Here is a 24,078-nt window from a genome sequence, read left to right as displayed (position 1 = left end):
GTAAGCATGAAAGGAATCATTGATCGATTTGAAGGAGATTTAGTAGTTATTGAAGTGGATGGAAAAACACAAAATGTTCCGAATGAATTGGTGGATTCTAAGGTGAAAGTCAGTGATGTCGTGGAATTCGTAAATGAAAAGTGGATCGTTAATGAAGAAGAAACAGAAAAGCGTAGGAAAAAGATAAAGTCGCTCATGGAGAGTGTTTGGGAAGATTAAAAGGGGAGCCACGTCTGAATTTGGAAAGTGGATTAATGAGTTATAGTGTAAATTTAGCTCCGGCTCGCAAATTGCAAATCTCGCTCGAAAAGTGCAGCTTCCGGCGCGCAAACTTTCCAAGCTGGCGCGCAAAGATGCGAATCCCGCGCGCAAAATTAAATTCCGGCTTGAAAAGTTTGGGAAGGAAGGTCTATACATGCAAAATACGTTCAGAGTTCCCCTATATAATTGCCTGTACGCCTTATGAAAGCTTCGGAGGGGTAATCAAAAAAATGGAAATAAAGGGTTTTTCTCGTCTAAATCTGGTCTAAAAGGGGCGATTTCGGCTGAAAACTTTTTATACTACTCTGAACCTTCTCTTTTTTTAGAAAGTATAAGTTTTTGGACAAGAGTTATTGTCCTTTCCTGTTTAAATTGTAAACATCCAAGCTACGATTGGACCGATAATCGATCCTAGTATGGCACTCAATGTCATGGAAACGGAACTCATGGACAAAGTAAATTCACCGTATTCAGCGGATTTTGCTGTGCCTAAAGCATGGGAGGCACTGCCAAAGGCAATTCCTTTTCCTAATGAACTGTTAATTCGCAGTCGTTTCATGAAGGCTGGACCCAAAATGGCGCCAGTGAATCCGGCGATCATGACGAAGACAGTAGTCATTGGGGGAATACCGCCAAGTACTTCTGACACTTGGAGAGCGACTGGGGTTGTAAGAGATTTAGGTAACATGGATAGGATAAGTGTTTGGTCTATTCCTAAAACACGTGCGAATAGGAGAACACTAGTCATACCGGTAATTAATCCAACGAAAACACCACTAATTATGGGAAACCAATAACTCACGACGATATGACGCTGTTTATATAATGGATAGGCAAGTGCTACCACAGCGGGACCTAAAAGGGAATGAATCCACTGTCCACCAATCATATAACTTGAATAGGAAATATGAAAGATGGAAAGTAGTACGATTAGGATGATTGTTGTCGTTAAAACAGGCAAGAGAAGCGGAAAAGAAAACCGTACATATAACCGAGTCATGAGAATATATGCGGTAATCGTTAATAAGATTACAATGATTGCGAATAGTGTTTGCTGCATTTGTCTTTCTCCTTTCTTTTTTGTATCCGCTTCTCAAGAAATTGACTCATCATTCCGGAGGCACCCATCGTTATCATCGTACTTATGATAGTGATCACAATTAACATCGCACCTTTAATCGAAATTAAAGCAGGATAGTTCATGATACCGATCATGGCTGGAATAAATAATAAAGATAAAATTTTCAACAAATATCCAGCTCCCGCTTCAATGAATCGTAGCGGGATAATTTTCAAGGATAAACCTCCCAATAACAAGAGCATGCCAATGATACTTCCTGGAATTGGAAGATTGAATACATCATGTAAAACTTCACCAACAAAGGAAAAGGCATACAGAATTGCAATTTGGAAGATGATATTTATAATTTTCATGTATCTAGCTGCATTCTTAAACAGCTTTCCACCTCTCTTTGAATTAAAACTTATAAACTTACCATACTATGATACAACTATAATTTTATGTGTCAATGTATAGAGCGCCAAGTCAACATTAAAGAAAGGATTATATAAGATGAATCAAAATAGCTTATTTGCTATTAAGCGTTTGCTTTTAAAAACTAGTTCACAGACTAGCATTCAACATAAAAGAAATGCATGTTAGAAAAATATTGAATGATTAAAAAAATCTAATGTTTTTCCAATTCCTTTTTTACGAGTCTTTCATCCCGTTTTTATTTCAATTGGGTAAGATTCTAAATGCAAGTAAATATTAATTAGGAGGACCAAAATCATGAACAAAAAGTTTAAGAAATTTGTCATTCCTGCGTTAGCTGCAACAATCCTTACTAGTGGAAGCTATAATTATGTTGCCCATGCTCAATCAAAAGACAAGCCTGTTATGGAAGCAGAAGTAAACGATGCACAAGAACAAGCAACGATTACCGAGGAAGCAGCTAGTAAAACAGCGCTTGAAAAAGCACCAGGTACTATTCAAAAGGTTGAATTAGAGGATGAAGATGGTACAGTTGTATACGGCATTGAAGTGAAAGCGAAAGATGGTAGCGAGCAAGATGTAAAAGTAGATGCAAAAACAGGAAAGATTGTAAAAGTGGAAAATGATGACGAAAACGGAAAAGAAGAGAATGACAAAGAGTAATCCTAAAAGGTATCCGAAATTGGTATAATTATTTCGCGACACCTTTTTATAATAGGCTATGTTATATGACGATGATAATTTTGGCTCATTATGAAACCAAGACTTCATAAGAATGGCCAAAACCATTTTATTGAATAATAGCCTTAACGTTAAAAATGAACAGGGGATGGCTATGAAAAAAGTCTTGATTATTGAAGATGAAGTAAACCTATCTAATTTTATCCGCTTAGAGCTAGAATATGAAAAGCATGAGGTTCTTGTTGCTTTTGATGGGCGAGATGGCTTGGCGAAAGCATTGAATGAAAAGATTGACCTTATTTTATTAGATTTAATGCTACCCGGTTTAAACGGCATTGAAGTATGTCGAAGAATTCGTGCTACGAAAAATACCCCGATTATTATGATCACTGCAAGAGACAGTGTATTAGATCGTATTTCAGGGTTAGATAGTGGCGCGGATGATTATATTTCAAAGCCTTTTCAAATTGAGGAGCTTTTGGCTAGAATGCGAGCGATTTTTAGAAGAATGGAAAGTGGAAGTCAAAGTAACCACAAATTAACCTATAAAGACCTTGAGATGGATTTAGAAGCTAGAATTGTGAAGCGAGAAAATGAAATCATTGAGTTAACGAAAAAAGAATTCGATTTGCTTTTACTCTTAATGAAAAACGTAAATCGAGTACTGACGAGGGAAGTTCTTTTAGAAGAGGTATGGGGCTATGATGCTTTGATCGAGACTAATATAGTCGATGTTTATATAAGCTATCTGAGGGCTAAAGTGGATCGACCGGATCAAGACTCGTATATCCAAACCGTGAGAGGATCTGGGTATGTATTAAGAAAATAAAAGGTGGACATAGATGATAGTGAATAAATTATCAATTAAATGGAAAATGACGATTTTATCAGCTATTTTAATTTTTTTAATTTTTATGATTTGTAATGTCATTCAACTGATTCTCATCCAAACTTTAACCGCAAAACAAGAAGAAGAGGCGCTATTGAAACGTTCAGAAGAGATTCGGGCTTTTTTAACGGAACAAGCTAAACTTGTGGACGGCAAAGGCCATGAACTTGTTATTTCTGAAGAATTTTTGAATAACATTGTAGAAAAAAATGAAATGATTCGAATTCTTGATAATCAAGGCCGGGAGCTATATAACATTTCTGATGATTTCCCAGATATACGAAACGAAGGTCCTCTTGATCAAGGATTTTTCCATATCGAGGCACATAGAGAAGATCTGCTTGTTTATAAGGAGCCATTAAACATTGGATCCTTTATAGGAATAATTGAAATAGGAAGAAATGTGGAGAGTTTTGAAACTTTTTTGGAAAAGGTCATTTGGACTTTAATGTTAGGAACATTACTCTCATTAGCATTAAGTCTTGTAAGTGGCCGCATACTCGCCGGGAAGTTATTATCCCCACTTCGGGTACTTACGGACACGATGAGAAAAATTGAAGATCGTCAATTTGAAGAACGTGTGCCTGTGATGGAAACAAAGGATGAGTTTGCTCAGCTCAGTATCATTTTTAATAGCATGATGGATAAGGTTGAGGCTTCGATCTTGCAACAAAAAAAGTTTGTTGAAGATGCATCCCATGAGCTTCGCACCCCTTTAGCAATTATCCATGGCCATCTTTCTTTATTAAAACGATGGGGGAAAGATGATAGAAAAGTACTAGAGAGTTCACTGAACACAAGTATAAATGAAACGAATCGGATGATTGGATTGACTAACGAACTTTTACGGCTTTCGCAAATCGAAAATCGAAGAGAAAAGCGGGATATTCTAAGGCCATACAACGTTTCAGAGACGATATATGAAATAATTAGCAATTACCAACTGATTCATTCAGACTTAAAAATAAGACATGAGAATCATGCACAAACGGATACTCAACTAGCGATTCCAGAAGAACATTTAAAACAACTTCTCATTGTTATCATCGATAATGCCATTAAGTATAGTGGAGATTATAAAGAAATTACGATAATCACCAGCGATGGAACGGATGCATTTAAAATTGATATCCAAGACAATGGATATGGGATTAGCCGTGAAGATTTGCCCTATATCTTTGACCGATTTTATCGAGTTGACAAGGCTAGAAGTCGGGATCAAGGGGGAAGTGGGTTAGGCCTTTCCATTGCCAAAGAAATGATTGAAGAATATAAGGGAAGTATTAAGGCAGAAAGTACCCTTGGGGAAGGGACGGTCATTCGTCTTACCTTGCCATACTATCCGACTTAATAGTGAGGGATGTGAAATGACGTTTTTCACACGAATGATTCAAAATCATTTTATCGACAATATTTTAAAACATAGCACAAGATAAAAGCGTATGTTCAGGGACAATGGTAAATTTGGAGTGTTTTAAATATGAAATTAAAAGGGCATCTTTTGAGTGCGTTTCTAGTAAGCTTGATTTCGCTTATCGGCTTTAGTTTCATGGCCGTTCTGATTAGCGGGCAACACATCGTTCAATTTGATCAATCAGTTATATCCTTTATTCAAGGCTTTGAGTCATCTGCATTAACCTCGATTATGAAACTTTTCACGTTCATTGGGTCGTTTACGGTCATGTTGATCATTTTTCTCATGTCCTTACTAGTTCTTTATAAAGTATTTAAGTATCGAACCGAGCTTATTCTGTTTGTAGTAGTGATCATTGGCACATCTGTTCTGAATCAAGTTTTGAAAGCCATTTTCCACCGGGCCCGTCCAGATTTCCATCGATTGATTGAAGTGAGCGGGTATAGTTTTCCAAGTGGTCATGCGATGAATGCCTTTGCGGTTTATGGTATTCTGACGTTTCTGTTATGGCGTCATCTCCCTACCCGTTTGGGACGTACCGTTTTGATGATCATTAGCAGTCTGTTTATTATCATGATTGGCACGAGTCGAATTTATTTGGGGGTACACTATCCGAGCGATATTATTGGTGGCTATTTCGCGAGCGGATTTTGGTTGGCCATTGTCATTTGGTTTTTCCAGAGATATAAAGAAAAACAATCTAAGAGAAAACATCTTTCAGAAAAATAACGCTGATAAAATTAGTCGTATATTTGAAAATCACTTTTGATGTATATATTCAGCTGCGATAATAATTAAAAAAGCAGTCCAATAATCAAAATGATTGGACTGCTTTTTAGCGGGTTGTACGAAAAGATAATGGTTTATATTTAAAAAATATCTGGTTGTTTTTCGCTCACAAGTTCAGGTAGACTATCTGCTAACGCTTCAATATTTTTTGTTACTTTCGCGCTATAGGAGAAATCGCCGTAGCAATATGGGTAGCGGAAATTATCTGTATTCCCGCCGCAATTATAGAGCTCAGGATTTTTTTCTACTTGAATCATCGAGAATTTCTTCGCAAGATCCTCACTATGCTTTCCACCATATTCCGCGATGTAATTGATATAGCCTATTCCCATATTGTAGGATTGGATGATGGTGGGAAAATCAACATTCTTTTCTTTTCCATAGGCAACAACACGTTGAAAATGTTTAACGCCATATTTAATGCTCTCCATTGGGTCCGTAATGGTGTTAGGAGCAAGTCCAGCAGATTCCGAAGCTTGCATCGGATCTCCACCCTTACCGCGGCTTTCTTGTTGCATGACCGCAATAAGAACGACTGTATATTCTTGCAAGTTATATTGGGTCAGTTCATCGTGAAGGACTGTACTGTACTTCTTTACAGAGGCAAAGGGGTCCGGTTGAATCATGGATGTCGCTACCTTTTCTGTATACGGAATCTGGATGACCTGCTTTAAAAATACGATCGCAAAAAGCAGTGCAAACATGACGAAAAGGGCTTTAGATATTTTCCGTTTTCGTTTCATTTCTTCTCCTCGATATTTCATCTGTGTACTTTTAGTTTAACAAATAAATGAAAGGGTGACTATCTGAAAATGGTAGTATTCGATTCTATTAATTAAACTGAATTGTATTATTCTCCTATTTTAGTATATAAGCTGATATACCATTTATCAATTTTATATACAGGTAGCAGTCTGAAACTTTTGCTGAAATAATTGGATTATTCAATTGCTCGATTTATCCTAGCAAAATGACAGGAAATACTTTAGCAAAAAACGTTCAGGATTGTTAAAAGATTAATTCCAACCAAACAGATCTAATTAATTGACGAATTATGAGAGATTTTATACGATAAGGTGTATCGACTGACTGATCAATCGAGAGGAGGAAATGGGATTACGGAAAATGAGAAGTCTATTGACCGAAGGGAGCAAATAATTGGGGTAGCCATCCAGCTGTTTGCTACGAATGGTTATCATAAAACAAAGATATCAGACATAGTGCGTGAAGCGGGAATGGCTCAAGGGACTTTTTATTGGTATTTCAAAAGCAAGGAAAGTATAGCGCTTGAGATTATACAAAGCGGACAAGCACAGATTCTTGAAGTGGTTTCCCAGGGGTATCGAATATCTTCAGCTACCGTAGCCGATGCAGTGGCTTCTTCTGAAAAATTATTTGAAGATTTATTCTCTTTTTCTAAGGATAATCGGTATTTGATGGAATTAATGATTAAAGGAATCGATAGTGAAGAGTCCATTAAGCATTTAATTTTTGAAACCCGTATAAAAATAGAAGAAGCATTCAAGAATAACGTAAAGCGGGCAATGGATCTTGGGATTTTGCCAGAAAGAGATCCGTCGATTCAAGCTGCTTTATTAATGAGCTTAATGGAAGGCATGCTTGCGAGATGGCTATTTGGCCCTGTTACATACGAATCAGCAGTAAAGGAACAATCAGTAAATGACCTTGCAAAGGAACTAGTAAAGTTTGAGTTCTTTGGCTTGTTAGGATAATAAATGAAGGAGTGAATTGAAAATGAAAAAGCGCCCCAGGTTGCTACTGACTTTCCTAGTAGCTATAGTGATGATATTAAGTGCATGTGGTACAAAAAATAACGCCAATAATGCGAACAAAGATTTACTCAAAGAGGTTAAGGATCGAGGTACATTACGGGTCGGAGTCATGGGAACGTATCAGCCCTATAATTTCTTAAATGAAAAGAAAGAAATGGATGGTTTCGACGTAGACATTGCCAAGGAAGTTGCGAAACGTTTAGGGGTAGAGGTTGAGTTTGTCGCTCAAGAATTCTCAGGGATGATTGCCGGACTGCAAACGAATAAGTTTGATGTTGTAATCAGCCAAATGACGATTACGGATGAGCGGAAGAAGCAGATGGATTTTACAAAGCCATATATTACAAATCATGTAAAGGTTATCGTTCAAGAAGATAACAACATCATTAAGTCTGTAGAAGATTTTAAAGGGAAAAATATTGGCGTCGGGTTAGGAACAAATGACGAAACCTATCTTCGTACAGAGTTAATGCCAAAAGTGGGCGATTTTACAATCAAAACGTATGATGATGTCATTACATCGCTGAAAGATTTGGATACAGGTAGAATTGATGCAACGATTAATAATATGTATGCCATCAAACCGATTGTTGAAAAGAATGGCTTTAAAATTAAAGCAGTTGGCGAACCGGTGAAGTCTGATCAAGCGGGTATCGCTGTTCGTAAAGGAAATGAACCGTTTCTAAAAGAGTTGGATCGTATTTTAGCAGAAATGAAAGCAGACGGAACGTATAAAAATATTTATATGAAGTGGTTTAATGAAGAACCAGCTGAATAAAGAGAAAGGGCTGGATAAGTAAATGAATATCATTTGGTCTAATTTGCCATTTTTATTACAAGGAGCCTATTATACGCTCCTTATCACCATTGTATCGATGTTTTTCGGCTCGATTCTTGCGGTTATTGTTGCGATTGCGAGACTTAAAGGAAACCGGCCAATTAGATGGTTGGCGCGTGCTTATGTATCGATTATTCGGGGAACACCGACACTTGTGCAGATTATCATTATTTATTATGGATTAGCGGATTATGGCTTAAACCTTAAACCGTTGACTGCAGCATATATCGCGTTAAGTATTAGCATAGGTGCTTATTTATCGGAAACATTGCGTGGTGCGATACAAGCTATTCCAAAGGGACAATATGAGGCGGCATATGCATCGGGAATGACACCGATCCAAACCATGAGGAGAATCATTCTGCCGCAAGCGATTCGAATTGCGATACCGCCAGCGGGAAATACCTTCATCGGAATGCTGAAGGAAACATCGCTCGTATCTGTTATTACGGTTACCGAATTGCTTCGATCGGCGCAGCTTTTAATTGCGCAGTATTATGTATACATGCCTTTTTATTTGGCTATTGCGGTGATGTATTGGATCCTAAGCACAGGATTTTCATTCATTTTAGAGCGAATCGAGAAACGGCTATCAATTTATGAATAAGTATGGTGATCCTTATGATAAAAACAAACGACCTATCAAAGAGTTTTTCAGGGCTTGAAGTATTAAAAAAAATCAATTTGTCTGTAGCGACCGGTGAAGTAGTCGCTATTCTCGGTCCAAGTGGTTCAGGAAAAAGTACTTTGTTACGCTGTTTTAATGGGTTAGAGGAATTGTCAGGCGGCAGAATTCAAGTAGGCGAAATTGAAGTGGATGCGAACCAATCGCCAAGAGAACGAAACAAACAAATTCGTAAAATTCGACTTAATACAGGAATGGTCTTTCAGCAATTTAATTTATACCCACATAAAACCGTGCTGCAAAACGTCGTGGAAGCATTGCTTATTGTCAAAAAGAGCCCGAAAGAAAAAGCCATAACTATAGGGGAGAACCTCTTGAGTCGAGTCGGATTAATTGAAAAGAAAGATCAATATCCGCAAAGACTCTCTGGTGGACAACAGCAAAGAGTAGCTATTGCAAGAGCGTTAGCAATGGAACCAGATCTTATGCTTTTTGATGAGCCAACTTCCGCTCTTGACCCGGAATTAGTGGATGAGGTTCTCGCTGTCATTAAAGAGCTTGCTCATACAGGTATGACAATGGTCATTGTGACGCACGAAATGGAGTTTGCGCGTGAAGTCGCTGACCGGATTGTATTCATGGCCGATGGCGTAGTTGTGGAAGAAGGAACAGCAGAAGAATTCTTTAGTCATCCAAAAACAGAACGAGCAAGAAGGTTTTTAAAAATAGAAGAAGTCATTTAATGAAAGAGGGATAAATATGAAAGTACTAACGAAATGGACAGGACAACGCGCCTTCACAGCAGTCGGCGATTCAGGATACGAAGTGAAAATGGATGCAACAGAAAAATACTTCGGGGAAGGAAAGGGAGTTACACCAACCGAAATGCTACTCGCGTCTCTCGCAGGTTGCATCGGGATTGATGTTACGATGATTCTAAGACCGTACTTATCTGAAGTAGATACATTGGAAATCGAAACAGATGGTACGAGAGAAGAAGAAATGCCTAAAGCATTTACAACGATTAATGTCACGTTTACCATCAATGGAAGCGTCGACAGCAAACGAGTGTGGCGAGCGATCGACCTTGGCAAAGAGAAATACTGTTCGGTATCGAATTCATTGAAAGCAGATATCATCTTCCATCTTGTCTTAAATGGCGAAAAGCGGGAACGCCCTGTAAAAGAATAACTCCTGTTTATGAAAAATCGCAAATAGATATTCATTTAAACTTTGATAAACACGGAAAGAGGTTGTCTAAAAAGGGTCTAACCTCACATTCTATACACCGTTTATTGTGTCATGTACACGTATATAAACGATATATAGTAGATGTGGGGATTGTCCTTTTCGTTGGGCAGCCTCTTTTCGCATCTTCCTAATAAGTCAACGGACCAGAAATTCACTTCGAAATCTTATATATGAAAGTGATCCGCACTCTTACATTTGTAGCTTTGAAATAAAGTCGTACTGTTTATAAAAAAGATGTACAGTTTTAAAGAAAGTTATACCGTTTACAAAAAAGGTGCACGGTTTTATTCCTTTTCGATTAAAGAATTCTAAGTGAGTTTTAATCAAACTTTTTTATAAAACGGAATGTTCATTCAAGAAAAACAGAAGCCATTTTGATTATTCTTTTTTCAAAATGGCTTCTGTTTATTTATCGTAAAATATGAGTTTACGTGATACTTTTAATCAAATTTTATTTCAATGCAACAATTGTAGTATTTGCGAAAGTATACGGTTATTAAGAACATGGTGGAAATTAATAAATTTTATACAAAAAAACGTCATTTTAATCGTAATAATGACGTCTTTTAATCTTCTTATCACTTTTTCATTTCAATCTCAATTCTCTTTGCTAAGTTAGATGATACTTTATTGAAATATTCCATGACTTTCTTTCTAATATCATCAGATATGACTTTCAAATCATTAGCTAAATTTTCGACAAGATGTTCTTTTTCTATTTGAGTTAATCTCGTATAGAATTCACCAGCCTGCCCAAAATCGTCTTGCTTTGTTATAGAAGTTCTTTCTAGTTTGCCTTCAACATATCTTCCATCACCACTTGTAACTTGATTAGCTGGTGTCCAATTTTGTTGTTGGTTAACCGGTAATTTACGAAATTCAGCTCCAATTCTTCTTCTTTGAGAGTCACTATAAATATTGGCACGGCCCTGCAGTATTTTATCATCAGATAATTCTGCGCCGTCTAGTAAATTAGAAGGGGAGAAGGCGACTTTTTCTACTTGTTCTATATAATTATCAGGATTTTTATTTAATACCATTTTTCCTACTGGTATTAGGGGATACTCTTTTTCATCCCATACTTTTGTATCGTCTAAAGGATCATAAGAAAGATTTGCTTCATTCTTTGGGTCCATGAGCTGGACATATAAGCCATATTCCACCAGTGTACCACCCGCAATCGCATCGTATAAATCTTTACCAGCGTAATCAGGATTTTCAGCGGCTAGTCTATTTGCTTCTTCGCGACCAATGTATTGTACACCTTCAAATGGGTACCAATGATATTTAACGTACTTTCTAATACCTTGAGCATTTCTCCAGACATATGTATTTACACTATGTCCTGGAATGTGGCGAAGACTTTTTATCGTACCAGCATCAGAGTAGAAACGTACAACAAAATGAATCGATTCAGGCGCTTTTGCTACAAAGCTCCAAAACCTATCAGGATCAATTAAATTATTTTTTGGTGAAGGTAAGAGTGCTTTAATAAATTCCGGAAATCGTATCGCATCACGAATGGGAAAAACAGGAATGTGATTACATAAAAGGTCAAAAACGCCTTCTTCTGTATAAAATTTTGTAGCAAAACCACGTACATTTCTAGATGTATCAGGTATTCCTTTCGTACTAACAGCTAACGAAAAGCGAACCATAACAGGAACTTTCTGATTAGAATTTTGTAAAAAGCTCAGTTTTGTATGCTCGGACATCGAATATATCGTTTGAAAATAACCAAACGCACCAAATCCTTTTACATGAACAGGTCTTTCTAAAATCTTTTCATGAATAAAATCTTGTAAGGTTTCGTGTAGTGCACTATCTTGCTCCAGTACAGGTCCCCCAGAGCCGATCGTCTGGGAATGAAGTTTAACTGGCTCATTGGAGAGGTCCCGATTCTCATAATGGCCTTCCTCTAATAAAGTTTGCCTCTGTTTATGATGTTTTTCATTCATAATTATAGCCTCCAAAATTTAATTTCCATCAACCGTTACTAAATATGATTTTTAAAGCTCGAATATGTATTTTCTTCTTTTATTTTCAACATTCATTAGAAATATAGTTTCTTAAAGTTAGTAGCATTTTTCAGGGAATTGCAATATAAAGTGAATTTGAACCGATGTGTGAACAGACCGCTAGTTAAAGAAAATTCCTATGCAGTGGACCTTTTTGGACAGGTAGAATTATGAAAAGATGAATATGAAGAAGGAAAAGCTTCTTTAAATAGAAGCTGATTTTTGTGTGATAAAAGGAATAGAACTTTTTTAAGCCATTCAAATAAACGTAAGAGGTTAAGTTACACTTTGGATTTATTTTCAGAACTTAGATTGCCAGACAATATAGGTTTTGCACTTAACTTTGTTAAGATGATAAAAGAGTATCAAAAGGCTAATAAAAAGTATTTATTAAGAAATGATCAAACTTTTTTATAAATAATACATCTAGATATGGTATAGAAGAATCCATTTTGATTAATCTTTTTTCATATGAGGTATTGAATTGTACCGTGTACAATCCTAAGTATGAAATAGTCGGAGAACATTGACACTTACTTAGTAGTAGGTTAGTGTATGGATATGGAAAATAGAAAAGAACAAATTATTGAAAGGGCGCTTGTGCACATAAAAAAAAGAGGCTATCTATCTTTCAGCTATGATCATCTATCGAAAGAGCTCGGTTTGACGAAAGCAAGTATTCACTATCACTTTGAAAAAAAAGAGAGCTTAGGTCTTGCTATTTGTGACAGAATTGAAATTGGGCTGGATCAAATGATATTGGCAATTAATAGTATGCATATTGATCCGAGAGAAAAAACGATGGAGTTTTTTAGGATGAGGATTTCTCATATTAATTCAGATGAGATTTGTCCGATTTCAGCATTTCAAGCGGATTTTCCGTATTTGCCTGAAATTCTTAAGCAATCTGTTCAATATGTAACGAAAAAAGAAATAGGCTGCGTAGCCGAATTACTTCAAGACGTACATAAAAACAAAAATAAAAATGAAGCCAAGGCGATCCTACTATTATCTGCTATGAAAGGAGCGTTGCAGTATAGGCGAGCAGTTGGTGGGGAAATAATGGAGACAATAAGTAAACAATTGGAGGAGATAGTACAATGAGCCGAAGAGTCGTTGTAACAGGGTATGGGGTCGTATCCCCTTTAGGAAATGATGTAGATACTTTTTGGAATCATATTAAAGAAGGAAAATCAGGTATAAAGAAAATTACATCAGACGAATTTGATGGGATTAACACACAAATTGGCGGATATATTGAAGATTTTAAGCCAGAGACGTACTTAGATAATAAAGAAATTGGCAGATATGATAGATTTATTCAATATGGATATGCCGCAGCAAAGCAAGCGCTTGATCAGTCAGGGTTGATTATGGAGACGGAGACAAATGACCGGTACGGTGTATACGTCGGTTCAGGCATTGGCGGCATTGATACGACGCTTGAGAATCATAGAGCGTTGCTAGAAAAAGGGCCGAGACGAGTGTCGCCATTTATGGTACCAATGATGATCAGTAATATGGCATCGGGAATCATTGCTATTAAAACTGGATTTGCCGGTCCGAGCTTTTCCCCAGTGTCTGCTTGTGCGACAGGTAATCAGGCGATTGGCGAGGCCTTTTTGAACATCCATCATGGCTATTCAGATGCAATTCTTGCTGGTGGTGCTGAAGCGACGATTAACCCACTTTCATTTGCAGGGTTTTCGCGCATGCGTGCGATGTCCACACGAAACGAAGAGCCCCAAAAAGCAAGTAGACCGTTTGATAAAGGACGCGACGGTTTTGTTATGTCTGAAGGCGCAGGCGTGTTAATGCTTGAAGAATACGAACATGCCAAAAAGAGAGGCGCTGTGATTTTAGGAGAAATTGTCGGATACGGGTCCTCGACAGATGCGCATCATATTACCTCTCCTGATTATTTAGGTGCTGCTAAAGCAATGGAAAAAGCAATACAGATGGCACAAATCGATCCGGAGCAAATTGATTATATCAACGCACACGGAACGAGCACACCAGAAGGGGACAAGTCTGAAACGAATGCGATTAAGCATGTATTTGGTGAGCATGCCTACAAGTTAAAAGTCAGCTCTACTAAATCTATGACGGGTCATCTGTTCGGTGCTGCTGGCGGTGTAGAAGGTGTCATCACAGTAAAAAGTATCCAGGAAGGAATTTTACCTCCAACGATCAACTATGAAGAGCCAGATGAAGAATGTGATCTTCATTACATCCCAAATCAGTCAATAAATGAATCAGTCACATATGCTTTATCTAACGGCTTTGGCTTTGGCGGACATAATGCTGTGTTATTGTTTAAGAAATTTACAGAAAATGAAGGGGAATAAACGAGAGGCGTAAAAAGATAGGCCCATTTGTTAATACCCAAAAATTTTATAATGAATAAAGGTAGGCACATATTAGGTATGTTTAATATGTTGCCTACCTTTTTTGTGATTAAATCCACAAATTACATAAAATAGGATAATTTATTGCGTTCTATCGATTGAGAAAATAGAAGATCACAGAAAATTTACTATTTTTTAACAAAAAACGACAGTAAACTTTGTGGATCAGATAATTCTTAATAATCAGTTAACAATCGCTGATTATAATTACTAATGTACTAGATTAACTAATTCTTAAGAGAGGGATTTGTTAAGTGTGGATCAATAGTCCTAGAACAAAGGTGGAGGAAAAGGAATGAAAAAACAATTATCAACGCTTATTATTGCAACATCTGTGTTAACTGGAAGTGTAGTCACGCCACTTTTGCCACATGAGGTGAGTGCAGCAGCGGTTCAACAAAAAGGGGAATTTAGTAAAGAAAAAGTAGTAGTTAATGGACAATTGAAAGATATTCAATACACTGTATCCAATAAGCAAAAACTCTATTCTGCTAGAGATCTAGCTAAATTAATGTCTGCAACAGTCAGTTATGATAATAAATCAAAAGCATACACTTTTTCCAAAAAAATTGGTACTCAAAAGGTAAGCATCATGGTAGTACCTAGCAAAGGGTCTACAAAAATTAATGGAAAAGTAGTAAAACTTAATATTGCACCGAAACTTGTAAGTAATTCATTGTTCGTTGATGCGAAATCTTTCATTCAGGCATTAGGAGGGGACTTGGTAGCTACTCAAAATGGTTCGTTCATTTCAGTAGCAGGATTAATTAGCGGTGATACTTTCAATCCACAGTGGGTTAACGATTCAACGGTCCTGGTTAGTAATGAAACGGCATCAGGTGCGAAGAGTTATTTAATTAATGTTGATAATAAAAAGTCATCACTTGAAATCAGTGGCACAGAAGTTTCAGTTTCACCAAGCGGGAAAAGTGCCATTTATACGGACGAAAAGGGCATCATCTACTTAACTAATTTGGCCACGAATAAAACGGTCATTTTGAATGATAAAGACGACAATGAAAAATTCGAATTTGTCTGGTCTAAAAATGAAGATAAAGTGTATTTCTTTAATGGAAAAGATACGGATAAAATCTATAACGTAAATGTGAAAGACGGTGCATTAACAACAGTTTACGCGGATGCTTTCAAATATAAATCCGACCTGCACCTTTCCAATGACGGGCAAAAGCTGCTTTATTCTGTGTCAAATGAAGCTAAAACCAATTATACAGACTCGGATAATACGGACGTATCGGATATCGATTTAACGGATACGGAACCACAGTTGTTTTCACTGGACTTAAATGCGGCTGAACTTAAGCCTTTACAATTAACAGTTACAAAAGACAATAAAGTTTTTATTAATTTACTGAATAATAGGAATGTTGTGTATACGGGTTATTCGACTGATAGTGATGCAATGCCCATTTTATACATGATTGATCAAAGTAACAAAGTTATACCGTTAGTCACGAATAAGGACATCATCTCAACCGTTGTGACAGCACAGGGTAAGCTATTGATTTTAGTAAGTGAGAAAAATGGCGATCAAGTCATTTATGAAGTGAATTCATCCACGAAAGCATTAACAAAAGTTGTACAAACAAAATTAGAGCTTACTTCCTTTTCTGTTTCAATAGATGGAAAAAGAATAGCTGTTACATCACCAGGGGCAAATGGCGATGTGTTAATGGTTGTAAAAAACGGATTCTTTGAAGCGGTAACTAAATAATAAAGGAGCGAAATAAAATGATGAAAAATGTAAAAAGCTTTATAGTAGCAATTATGGCAATCATTATGTTTATTGGTTTTTCATTTGGAGGGTTTATAGCAAAGGCAAGTGCAGCATCTACAGTATCAGGGAAAATCACAATTGCAGGTTCGACTGCTTTACTACCACTGACTCAACAAGCTGCAAAGGAATTTAAAAAAGAAAATCCGAAAGTAACGGTTTCAGTTTCAGGTTCTTCTTCAATTGCTGGACCACAGTCTGTTGTAAAAGGTGCTGCGACAATTGGAGCATGTGATTGGGATGCGACTAAACCTGTACAAGGATTTTCAGCATTTAGTGGACTAGTTGCTCATAAAATTGCAGTTATTCCATTTGCAACAATCGTTCACAAATCTAATCCTGTACAAAACTTAACAACAAAGCAATTACAAGACATTTATGCTGGGACAATTACGAACTGGAAACAAGTAGGCGGTAAAGATGCGCAGATTGTTGTTGTAAACAGAAAGCACGGTTCAGGAACTCGCGTAAATTTCCAAGCGAAAGCTTTGAAAAATGCTAACTTTATGTCAAAAGGCGATAACTATAAAGAAGTTGGAAAAAGTGGTGAAATGTTAGCAGCAGTAGAATCTAACCCAAATGCAATTGGCTATACAGATTTAGCTTATGTTAAAGGAAATGTTAAAGCTGTAAGTTATAACGGTGTGGCTGCTACTACTCAAAATGTTGTGAATGGTAAATATCCTGTATGGTCTTACGGTTACTTATTAACTAAAGGACAACCAAAAGGTGCAGACGCAGAATTCATTAAATTCATTCAATCTAGTAAATTTCAAAACGGTTCTTTGAAAAATTTGAAATTTGTTCCAGTCAGCCAAATGAAATAATCGTTACATTGATAAAAAATAGATTAGTGAAGGATGACCTAGTATGGGGTCAGACCCCTCATCTGAAGATGTTCATTTTAATCATCTTCAGATGAGGGAATCACCCCCTTTTAAGTCATCCTTTTTACTTTATTTCAGGGGGATTTAAGGTGAAACTAGAAGGCAATATCAAATCATCATCCTACTTACCTGCTCATGGATTCAAAATAAAAGCACGAACAAAAAATGTGAGAAATTATTTGTTTTTTTTATTTTGCTTACTTAGTGCTTTAATGCTAGGAGTCGTTCTCTTCTGTATCGTTCTATTTATTGGGAAGACAGGTTTGCTTGTATTTAAGGATGTATCCGTGATGGAATTCTTTTTTTCAACAAAGTGGGAACCGTATGATGGAAAATATGGAGCAGCGATTTTTATCTTAGGAACATTGTCATTAACGGCCTTAACGATGTGCTTTGCTGTTCCGCTTTCTTTAGCTTTAGCGGTCTTTATCGTTGAGGTAGCTCCAAATTGGGTAAAGAAGATCCTTCGGCCAATGCTAGATTTATTAGTTGGAATTCCTTCCATTATTTACGGTTATTTGGGACTAACATTGCTCATTCCACTTTTACGAAATATAACGGGTTCCATTATGGGGGACGGTCTGCTTGCAGCATCACTCGTCCTGACAGTTATGGTGTTGCCGACGATCACAAGAATTAGTGATGATGCAATCACAGCTGTGCCTAAAGATTTGTGTGAAGCTGCTTATGCATTAGGGAGCACGCGCTTTCAGGCTGTTTTCCGAGTTATTCTACCAGCTGCGAGACCAGGAATCTTAACAGCAACAGTACTTGGGATGGCTAGGGCGATTGGTGAGACAATGGCTGTTGTTATGGTAATCGGAAATACAGCGCAAATTCCTGGCGATTTATTAACGCCTACAGCAGTCTTAACAAGTAATATCGTCATGCAAATTATCGATGTACAATTTGATTCAACTTGGAATTACGCCTTATACATGATGGCTTTTTTATTGTTAATCATTTCTACCCTCATGATCCTTATAATAAGAAGAATTAGGGGAAAAGGAGAGTAACCTCATGAATGAACAGATTTTTAGAAAATATGTGATAAGGCGAAAAAGTTCCTTTGCCATGGATAAAATTTTTACATACAGCCTTTGGTTAGTAGCGAGTATGATTCTATTATTAGTTACTTTTCTTTTGATCCGGATATTATGGAATGGTCTTCCAGGAATAACGTTACATTTCCTCACTGGAATACCTGATGAAATCGAGGCTGGAGGTGGAGTAGGTCCGTTTCTATTCAACTCCATTTATATTCTTCTAATCTCAATGGCCCTGTCTCTTCCAATTGGGATTGGCTCTGGCATCTACTTAGCCGAATATGCACCTAATAACCGCTTAACAGGATTTATCCGAACTAGTGTAGAAGGCCTTGCCTCTGTCCCTTCCATTATATTTGGTTTATTTGGCTATGTACTGTTTGTTGACGTTTTTCAAATGGGCTTAACGATCTTAGGAGCCGGAATTGCCCTATCGTTACTGAATCTACCAGTGATTACCCGCGTTACAGAGGAAGCGATTCAAGCCATTCCAATCGATTTAAGGGAGGCTTCTTATGCGTTAGGAGCCACAAAGTCGCAAACCATTTGGAAAGTGATTATTCCAGCAGCATTATCAGGTATTATAACGGGAAGCGCTCTTGCTGCTTGTAGAGCCTTTGGTGAATCTGCGGTCATTCTGTTAGCAGGTGGAACAGGTACCTCAGGCATTATGTGGGATTTCAATCCAATGTCTCAAGGAGGTACATTGCCCATTCATTTGTGGTATGCCCAATCAGAAGCCCTCGTTGAAGATGCCAAACAAATTGCCGACCGCTCTGCAGCCGTCATGGTCCTATGCATACTGCTTATTAATATGCTCATAAGACTGCCAATCTTAATACGTGATTTTAGAATGTGGAAACATTAAGAGTAGAATAATGATGTATGACCAAGTCAGCTATTCAAGAACTCTTGAGGAACTGACTTTTATCATTTTCCGAAAGAAGACTCTCTCTTCAATCGTATGAATAATGAACGCCATCGATTTCCGCTAAATAGTTTATTAAATGATTAGATTCGGGGGTTAATTGCATCTATTATCATTCTTAATATAAGAGTTTGGTATAACTATACAATAAAACGAATTAATAATTCTATTCTGTTTTCGTATTAGCTTAATGTATGATGGGATTAATTGAATGGATGTATTCATAGCCAATTAGCATACGGACTTTTAGGTCAAGTAACTTTCAATCTATAAGTGTGTTGTAAGTTATTATTAATGAGGAGGGTGAACAGTTGGAAATACGTAAATTGTATGCAGCAGATGCAGAAAAATATTGGACGTTACGTTTAGAGGCATTTCAGACATTTCCTGAAGCATTTGCTACAAGTTATGAGGAGGCAATAGCAAGAGAAAATCCGATTCAGCAGGCTGCAGATGGACTTGAAGCAGTAGGCAGCTGTACGTTTGGCGCTTTTGTTGATGGTGAGCTAATCGGTATTGTGACACTTGTTCAAGAAATGCGAGAAAAGCAGCGGCACCGGGCAGACATTTTTGGCATGTTCGTTAAGGCGAGTCATCAAGGTTCTGGGGGCGGAAAAGCTTTAATGAGTGAGGCTATAAACTATGCGAGAAACCTTAAGGGAATTGAAAAAGTGAACTTATCGGTCGTTGCAAACAATGAAGGAGCTAAAAAGCTATATAGCAATCTTGGTTTCAAGGTGTTTGGATACGAGGAAAAAGCACTGAAAGTAGGCGATGTATACTTAGATGAGGAGCATATGGTTTTATTTATATAAGAAGGTGTAGTGACTAAAGATAATCATTGGATTCGACAGCTTCTAATTTAAAAAGAGGGTGTCCATAAGGGCCTGACCTCGCACTCTAAATCAGTATGAAGTGTTTCATACACTTATCTTATACTATATTTAGGTTGCGAGGTCTGGCCCTTTGCTTTTGGGACACCCCAGTTAGATTTGCGAGGTAAGGATTAAATAAAGCGTGCAACTTCTTCCAACGGTAGGCGGGAAGATCCGTGCGCTGGTGTAGCCGCTTTACCTAAAGCGATTAGAACAATTGGGAAGATGTGTTCTGGAAGCTCGAAACGTTCGGCGAATTTCGCTTTATCGAAGCCGCCCATTGGTACCGTATCATACCCTTTATCCTTAGCAATTAGCATCAATTGCATGGAAACAAGTCCAGCATCGAAAGTTGCGATATTCATTCTTGTTTCTTTCGGAGCGTTTGGATAAAGGGCATTTGTATTAGCAATCATTGTTTCTTTAACTGATTCATCCATATGGCCTTCTGCTACATTTTGTGTATAGACTTGTTCTACGTTTTTATACATCTCGCTGTTACCCAAAACGGCAATAATTGCAGAAGAAGTTTCGACTTGTGCTTGGTTAAATGCAATTGCTCTTAGTTCTTTTTTTACGTCTTGATCTTGAATGACAAGAAAGTTCCAAGGTTGCAGGTTACTTGATGATGGAGCAGTTGTTGCTTGCTTCAACATGTCTTCAATTTCTGCTCTCGTTATCTGGAAACTAGGATCGTATACTCTCACAGATTTCCTTTCATTCATTACAGTATATAAATTTGAGTTGGTTGATGTAGTCATAGTTGATGCCTCCTAGGTTTATAAACTTACTAATAATAAGTTGTTGAATATAACTTATCATTAGTAAGTTTATTGTGTCAAGCGTAAAATTTCGTGCTATGATTGAAGATAGAATAGACGAATGGAGGCTTATTTTATTGAATCAGCCATGCAAATGCAAAAACACATCACATATCTGTAATAATTTTCACAATACGATTGAATTTATTGGTAGAAGATGGATGGGTGTGATCCTTTATACATTGATGCCTGGACCGAAGCGCTATCACGAAATTGTCGCTAGTATTCCTGGCATTTCTGATAGACTCCTAACAGAACGACTGAATGAATTGGTAAAAGAAGGACTCGTTACGAAAAGTTTTCTAGAATCGTCCACAAAAAAGGTGGAATATGAATTAACCCCGAGCGGTCTAGCTCTAAAGGAAGTTATGCTTGCGGTAAGGAACTGGATTGAATTGCGCGAAGTACTACAAAATAAGATTGAAAGTGATTAAGCAGGGTTCTCTGTGAGGGAATTCTGTTTTTTGATGTGTTTTGGAATCACATCACCTTAAGTTAAAAGTGTTCCCTGTTCCAATGTAGATAACTCATTCTTAAGCGACTTTTTGTATGAAGGACATGGGGACGGGTCTTCGCAGTTTATTCATATAGCCAATCTACTTAGAGAGTATACTTATTTTATCGGGAAAGCATCCGGAATTCCGGCTCCGCACCGCCACCATTGTGATGAGGTGAGTGTAGCGTGATATATGATTGTACCCTCATGATAAATGGTGGTGTTTTAACGCCATATTTGTTTTGTATGAAGGACATGGGGACGGGTCTTCGCAGTTTATTCATATAGCCAATCTACTTAGAGAATATACTTATTTTATCGGGAAAGCATCCGAAATTACGGTTCCGTACAGCCACCATTGTGATGAGGTGAGTGTAGCGTGATATATGATTGGACCTTCATGATAAATGGTGGTGTTTTGACGCCATATTTGTTTTGTAAATAAACAATATTTAACTCATTTTTCACCCAATTCTGAAGGTCGGTTATTCCATTGACTTTTGTTGCGGATGCTTTTATATTAATACAAGTTATTGAATAAATCTCTCATCTGTTCAAGACGATTGGATCTTTAAGACATGGGAGCGGGTCTTCGTGACTTACTTATAAGCCATCTATTTAACAGTCCTACGTATTTTATTATAGAAAGTACCCTAACCCTGGCTTCGCATCGCCGCCATTGGGATTAGGCGAGTGCAGTGTGCTACATGATTTACCCTGATGGTAAATGGTGGTGTTTAACGCCATATTCGTTTTGCATATAATTGAAAAGAAACCGTCTCCTTACAATGCAATCAAACAACTTAGAAAAGGGGATTTTAAATGAGCACGAAAAAACTTGGATTTTGGATATTAACGGCACTTGTCGTTGGAAATATGGTTGGTACGGGGATCTTTATGTTGCCTGGATCCTTACGTTCAGTGGCGAGTCCCCTCGGAGTCATATCGGCATGGCTTGTAACAGGATTTGGTGTACTGACCCTTGCTTTAGTATTTGGAAATCTTTCGCTTAGAAAGCCGCATTTAACAGGCGGCCCGCAGCTTTATGCGAAGGAATTATTTAAGTCCGGTAGTAAGATGGCAACTTTATCAGGATTTATGTCAACTTGGGGATATTGGATTGGGAGCTTAATCGGAAATATTGCGGTCATTACATCGTTTGCCGGCTATTTGTCTACGTTCTTCCCTATATTATTAAGCCAGGCAGAATTATTCACAATGGGCGAGTTTACGTTAAAGGTAGGGAATGCACTAACTTTTATCGTTTGTACGGTTCTTTTATGGGGTGTTCATTTCATCGTATTACAGGGAGCTAACGGTGCTGGTAAAATAAACTTTATCGCAACTGCAGCTAAAGTAATCAGTTTCTTCTTATTTATTGTGATTGGTTTATTTGCCTTTGAAAAAGCTAATATTATGCCGTTTGTCGCTCCAACAGTTAATGAGATTGGACAGTCAGTTGGCTTACTTGGACAAGTGAACAGTGCAGCTGTGATTACTCTTTGGGCGTTTATCGGTGTTGAATCAGCGGTTGTTTTCGGATCACGTGCGAAACGACAAGTTGATGTGAAGCGTGCTACTGTATTGGGATTATTCATTGCGCTTGCCATTTATATCGGCATCAGTACGCTTGTTATGGGGTTATTACCGCATGATCAGTTAGTCACATCCGAAAAGCCATTGATTGATGCTTTCTCAACTGTAACGGGACCGGTTGGCGGACAAATTCTCGCTGCTATCGGGTTGGTCAGCTTTTTCGGTTCGACGATTGGCTGGATTATGCTAAGTGCAGAAGTACCTTATCAAGCTGCAAAGCAAGGAATGTTTATGCCTCAGTTTTTGAAAACGAATAAAAATGGAATGCCTGTTTTCTCGATGATTGTCACGAATGCAGTTGGTCAACTGTTCATCTTCTCGACCATATCGAGTTCGATTTCAGCTGCCTTTCAATTTATGATCGTTGTTGCGACCCTTTCTTATTTAGTCCCTTATCTGATCTCATCGCTTTTTCAGTTGAAATTGGTAATAACAGGTGACACATATGCAGATGGGAAAGGAAGAATCGCAGATGGTATCATTGCTGCTTTTGCATTACTTTACTCTATCTGGGTGATCTACGCAGGAACAGCTGACCTGAAAACCTTCTCGATGGGAGTTATCTTGCTCTTGAGCAGTCTTCTCTTCTATAAATGGGTTCAGCCTGTTGCTTCAGTAAACGAAAACTAAGTGTATAGTAATAAATTTAAAGCGGAGAGATTTTGGTTGAGAAATCTCTCTGCTTTTTTGTATGAGGGCATGGGGACGGGGCTTCGCGACTTACTAATAAGACAATCTACTTAATAGGTATTACTGATTTTATCGAAAAAGCATCCAAAATTCCGGTTCCGCACCGCTACCATTGTGATGAGGTGAGTGTGGTGTCTAATGATATATCCTTCATAGTAACTGGTGGTGCTTGTGCGGCCGAGCCTAGGTCGTATCATATAGCGGGTGGGATTCCCGTCGAGAAAGAACTAGCCATTCACTCGTAGCGAGTCTTGGAGGGCTAATGGTAACATTAGCCTTTAAGCGTAGACAGAGTTAGGTGGCGGGCCGAAAGCCAAATGGTTGAAGGGATTGAGCTCCATAATGTTAGTAAATCGAGAGGGCTGATGCCTTAAGCACAGCAGAAAGCTACATTTTATCCATCGTTAAAGGCAAGAAGGATAGAACCTCTCTGGAGTCAGAGACCTTGGCACGTCACACATTGATATGATACGGCAACTCGGGAG

At 37.8% G+C, this 24,078-nt stretch carries 24 protein-coding genes; 19 read left to right on the top strand and 5 right to left on the bottom strand.

From position 1 onward, the window contains the following. Positions 1 to 6: 6 nt before the first annotated feature. Positions 7 to 219 (top strand): DUF3006 domain-containing protein, encoded by a 213-nt coding sequence (locus AC625_RS19005; protein WP_049682719.1) that lies wholly within the window; start codon positions 7 to 9, stop codon positions 217 to 219. 409 nt (positions 220 to 628) lie between these two features. Here the strand turns inward: AC625_RS19005 and AC625_RS19000 are convergent, their stop codons facing one another. Both AC625_RS19000 and AC625_RS18995 read right to left on the bottom strand, forming a co-directional pair. Further along, positions 629 to 1,321: an LrgB family protein gene (locus tag AC625_RS19000; protein WP_049682718.1), complete on the bottom strand. Its 693-nt coding sequence runs from the start codon at positions 1,319 to 1,321 to the stop codon at positions 629 to 631. Next, the gene (locus AC625_RS18995; RefSeq protein ID WP_049682717.1) at positions 1,291 to 1,695 is read right to left on the bottom strand and encodes a CidA/LrgA family protein; all 405 of its coding nucleotides are present in this window, start codon (positions 1,693 to 1,695) and stop codon (positions 1,291 to 1,293) included. Before AC625_RS18995 ends, AC625_RS19000 begins: the two co-directional genes overlap by 31 nt. Before the next feature lie 358 nt (positions 1,696 to 2,053). Between AC625_RS18995 and AC625_RS25175 the strand changes: the two genes are divergently transcribed. From AC625_RS25175 to AC625_RS18975, 4 genes are all read left to right on the top strand, one after another. Then, positions 2,054 to 2,419: a PepSY domain-containing protein gene (locus AC625_RS25175; protein ID WP_053178144.1), complete on the top strand. Its 366-nt coding sequence runs from the start codon at positions 2,054 to 2,056 to the stop codon at positions 2,417 to 2,419. 172 nt (positions 2,420 to 2,591) lie between these two features. Then, positions 2,592 to 3,266 (top strand): response regulator transcription factor, encoded by a 675-nt coding sequence (locus AC625_RS18985; protein WP_049682716.1) that lies wholly within the window; start codon positions 2,592 to 2,594, stop codon positions 3,264 to 3,266. Between the two features lie 13 nt (positions 3,267 to 3,279). Then, a complete protein-coding gene (locus tag AC625_RS18980) occupies positions 3,280 to 4,677 on the top strand; it encodes a HAMP domain-containing sensor histidine kinase (RefSeq protein WP_049682715.1) in 1,398 nt (465 codons plus the stop codon). 129 nt (positions 4,678 to 4,806) lie between these two features. Further along, positions 4,807 to 5,469, top strand: coding sequence for a phosphatase PAP2 family protein (locus tag AC625_RS18975; protein ID WP_049682714.1), 663 nt, complete (start codon positions 4,807 to 4,809; stop codon positions 5,467 to 5,469). Between the two features lie 140 nt (positions 5,470 to 5,609). On the opposite strand, the gene AC625_RS18970 is transcribed toward AC625_RS18975, so the two are convergent. Further along, positions 5,610 to 6,272 (bottom strand): lysozyme family protein, encoded by a 663-nt coding sequence (locus AC625_RS18970; protein ID WP_245645042.1) that lies wholly within the window; start codon positions 6,270 to 6,272, stop codon positions 5,610 to 5,612. Between the two features lie 333 nt (positions 6,273 to 6,605). On the opposite strand from AC625_RS18970, the gene AC625_RS18965 reads away from it, so the two are divergent. From AC625_RS18965 to AC625_RS18945, 5 genes are read left to right on the top strand one after another with little or no spacing between them, the layout of a single operon-like run. Then, positions 6,606 to 7,262: a TetR/AcrR family transcriptional regulator gene (locus tag AC625_RS18965; RefSeq protein ID WP_245645041.1), complete on the top strand. Its 657-nt coding sequence runs from the start codon at positions 6,606 to 6,608 to the stop codon at positions 7,260 to 7,262. 22 nt (positions 7,263 to 7,284) lie between these two features. Continuing rightward, complete coding sequence (locus tag AC625_RS18960) at positions 7,285 to 8,100, top strand: transporter substrate-binding domain-containing protein (RefSeq protein ID WP_049682712.1); 816 nt, start codon at positions 7,285 to 7,287, stop codon at positions 8,098 to 8,100. 22 nt (positions 8,101 to 8,122) lie between these two features. Next, positions 8,123 to 8,767, top strand: a complete 645-nt coding sequence (locus AC625_RS18955) for an amino acid ABC transporter permease (RefSeq protein WP_049682711.1) — start codon at positions 8,123 to 8,125, stop codon at positions 8,765 to 8,767. Between the two features lie 14 nt (positions 8,768 to 8,781). Beyond that, positions 8,782 to 9,528 carry an amino acid ABC transporter ATP-binding protein gene (locus AC625_RS18950; protein ID WP_049682710.1) on the top strand — a complete coding sequence of 249 codons (747 nt, stop codon included), beginning with the start codon at positions 8,782 to 8,784 and terminating at the stop codon, positions 9,526 to 9,528. Positions 9,529 to 9,544: 16 nt separating this feature from the next. Then, positions 9,545 to 9,976, top strand: a complete 432-nt coding sequence (locus AC625_RS18945) for an OsmC family protein (RefSeq protein WP_049682709.1) — start codon at positions 9,545 to 9,547, stop codon at positions 9,974 to 9,976. Positions 9,977 to 10,614: 638 nt separating this feature from the next. On the opposite strand, the gene AC625_RS18940 is transcribed toward AC625_RS18945, so the two are convergent. Next, positions 10,615 to 11,994, bottom strand: coding sequence for a catalase (locus tag AC625_RS18940; protein ID WP_049682708.1), 1,380 nt, complete (start codon positions 11,992 to 11,994; stop codon positions 10,615 to 10,617). Positions 11,995 to 12,609: 615 nt separating this feature from the next. Between AC625_RS18940 and AC625_RS18935 the strand changes: the two genes are divergently transcribed. From AC625_RS18935 to AC625_RS18905, 7 genes are all read left to right on the top strand, one after another. Beyond that, a complete protein-coding gene (locus AC625_RS18935) occupies positions 12,610 to 13,158 on the top strand; it encodes a TetR/AcrR family transcriptional regulator (protein WP_082191169.1) in 549 nt (182 codons plus the stop codon). Continuing rightward, positions 13,155 to 14,402 carry a beta-ketoacyl-ACP synthase II gene (gene fabF / locus AC625_RS18930; protein WP_049682707.1) on the top strand — a complete coding sequence of 416 codons (1,248 nt, stop codon included), beginning with the start codon at positions 13,155 to 13,157 and terminating at the stop codon, positions 14,400 to 14,402. Before AC625_RS18935 ends, fabF begins: the two co-directional genes overlap by 4 nt. Before the next feature lie 355 nt (positions 14,403 to 14,757). Next, on the top strand, positions 14,758 to 16,194 hold the full coding sequence (locus AC625_RS18925) for a stalk domain-containing protein (protein WP_049682706.1): 1,437 nt from the start codon (positions 14,758 to 14,760) through the stop codon (positions 16,192 to 16,194). 20 nt (positions 16,195 to 16,214) lie between these two features. Continuing rightward, positions 16,215 to 17,081, top strand: a complete 867-nt coding sequence (locus tag AC625_RS18920) for a phosphate ABC transporter substrate-binding protein (RefSeq protein WP_049683821.1) — start codon at positions 16,215 to 16,217, stop codon at positions 17,079 to 17,081. Between the two features lie 206 nt (positions 17,082 to 17,287). Further along, positions 17,288 to 18,157: a phosphate ABC transporter permease subunit PstC gene (gene pstC / locus AC625_RS18915; RefSeq protein WP_049683820.1), complete on the top strand. Its 870-nt coding sequence runs from the start codon at positions 17,288 to 17,290 to the stop codon at positions 18,155 to 18,157. A 4-nt stretch (positions 18,158 to 18,161) separates the two neighbouring features. Next, a complete protein-coding gene (gene pstA / locus AC625_RS18910; protein WP_049682705.1) occupies positions 18,162 to 19,055 on the top strand; it encodes a phosphate ABC transporter permease PstA in 894 nt (297 codons plus the stop codon). A gap of 371 nt (positions 19,056 to 19,426) precedes the next feature. Next, positions 19,427 to 19,930 (top strand): GNAT family N-acetyltransferase, encoded by a 504-nt coding sequence (locus AC625_RS18905; protein ID WP_049682704.1) that lies wholly within the window; start codon positions 19,427 to 19,429, stop codon positions 19,928 to 19,930. Between the two features lie 191 nt (positions 19,931 to 20,121). Here the strand turns inward: AC625_RS18905 and AC625_RS18900 are convergent, their stop codons facing one another. Next, positions 20,122 to 20,751, bottom strand: a complete 630-nt coding sequence (locus AC625_RS18900; protein ID WP_049682703.1) for a nitroreductase family protein — start codon at positions 20,749 to 20,751, stop codon at positions 20,122 to 20,124. A 137-nt stretch (positions 20,752 to 20,888) separates the two neighbouring features. Here AC625_RS18900 and AC625_RS18895 point away from each other — a divergent pair, with 137 nt between their 5' ends. Together AC625_RS18895 and AC625_RS18890 are read left to right on the top strand one after the other, a co-directional pair. Further along, positions 20,889 to 21,245, top strand: coding sequence for a winged helix-turn-helix transcriptional regulator (locus AC625_RS18895; protein WP_245645039.1), 357 nt, complete (start codon positions 20,889 to 20,891; stop codon positions 21,243 to 21,245). A gap of 884 nt (positions 21,246 to 22,129) precedes the next feature. Then, a complete protein-coding gene (locus tag AC625_RS18890; RefSeq protein WP_049682702.1) occupies positions 22,130 to 23,533 on the top strand; it encodes an amino acid permease in 1,404 nt (467 codons plus the stop codon). Positions 23,534 to 24,078: the final 545 nt, after the last annotated feature.

It is taken from the genome of Peribacillus loiseleuriae, from assembly GCF_001183985.1.
In the GTDB taxonomy this organism is placed as follows: Bacteria; Bacillota; Bacilli; order Bacillales; family DSM-1321; genus Peribacillus; species Peribacillus loiseleuriae.
The sequence above is the reverse complement of the archived record's forward strand: the minus strand, read 5'-3'. Positions and strand labels throughout refer to the sequence as shown.

Excerpts from the sequence above, each read along its gene's own strand:
- AC625_RS18960 (WP_049682712.1), top strand. The coding sequence starts at position 7,285 with ATGAAAAAGCGCCCCAGGTTGCTACTGACTTTCCTAGTAGCTATAGTG.
- AC625_RS18985 (WP_049682716.1), top strand. The coding sequence starts at position 2,592 with ATGAAAAAAGTCTTGATTATTGAAGATGAAGTAAACCTATCTAATTTT.
- AC625_RS18950 (WP_049682710.1), top strand. The coding sequence starts at position 8,782 with ATGATAAAAACAAACGACCTATCAAAGAGTTTTTCAGGGCTTGAAGTA.
- AC625_RS18970 (WP_245645042.1), bottom strand. The coding sequence starts at position 6,272 with ATGAAACGAAAACGGAAAATATCTAAAGCCCTTTTCGTCATGTTTGCA.
- AC625_RS18935 (WP_082191169.1), top strand. The coding sequence starts at position 12,610 with ATGGATATGGAAAATAGAAAAGAACAAATTATTGAAAGGGCGCTTGTG.
- AC625_RS18920 (WP_049683821.1), top strand. The coding sequence starts at position 16,215 with ATGAAAAATGTAAAAAGCTTTATAGTAGCAATTATGGCAATCATTATG.
- AC625_RS18980 (WP_049682715.1), top strand. The coding sequence starts at position 3,280 with ATGATAGTGAATAAATTATCAATTAAATGGAAAATGACGATTTTATCA.
- AC625_RS18925 (WP_049682706.1), top strand. The coding sequence starts at position 14,758 with ATGAAAAAACAATTATCAACGCTTATTATTGCAACATCTGTGTTAACT.
- fabF (WP_049682707.1), top strand. The coding sequence starts at position 13,155 with ATGAGCCGAAGAGTCGTTGTAACAGGGTATGGGGTCGTATCCCCTTTA.
- AC625_RS18945 (WP_049682709.1), top strand. The coding sequence starts at position 9,545 with ATGAAAGTACTAACGAAATGGACAGGACAACGCGCCTTCACAGCAGTC.
- AC625_RS25175 (WP_053178144.1), top strand. The coding sequence starts at position 2,054 with ATGAACAAAAAGTTTAAGAAATTTGTCATTCCTGCGTTAGCTGCAACA.
- AC625_RS18975 (WP_049682714.1), top strand. The coding sequence starts at position 4,807 with ATGAAATTAAAAGGGCATCTTTTGAGTGCGTTTCTAGTAAGCTTGATT.
- AC625_RS18890 (WP_049682702.1), top strand. The coding sequence starts at position 22,130 with ATGAGCACGAAAAAACTTGGATTTTGGATATTAACGGCACTTGTCGTT.
- AC625_RS18955 (WP_049682711.1), top strand. The coding sequence starts at position 8,123 with ATGAATATCATTTGGTCTAATTTGCCATTTTTATTACAAGGAGCCTAT.
- AC625_RS18995 (WP_049682717.1), bottom strand. The coding sequence starts at position 1,695 with ATGAAAATTATAAATATCATCTTCCAAATTGCAATTCTGTATGCCTTT.
- pstA (WP_049682705.1), top strand. The coding sequence starts at position 18,162 with ATGAATGAACAGATTTTTAGAAAATATGTGATAAGGCGAAAAAGTTCC.
- AC625_RS18900 (WP_049682703.1), bottom strand. The coding sequence starts at position 20,751 with ATGACTACATCAACCAACTCAAATTTATATACTGTAATGAATGAAAGG.
- AC625_RS19005 (WP_049682719.1), top strand. The coding sequence starts at position 7 with ATGAAAGGAATCATTGATCGATTTGAAGGAGATTTAGTAGTTATTGAA.
- AC625_RS18940 (WP_049682708.1), bottom strand. The coding sequence starts at position 11,994 with ATGAATGAAAAACATCATAAACAGAGGCAAACTTTATTAGAGGAAGGC.
- AC625_RS19000 (WP_049682718.1), bottom strand. The coding sequence starts at position 1,321 with ATGCAGCAAACACTATTCGCAATCATTGTAATCTTATTAACGATTACC.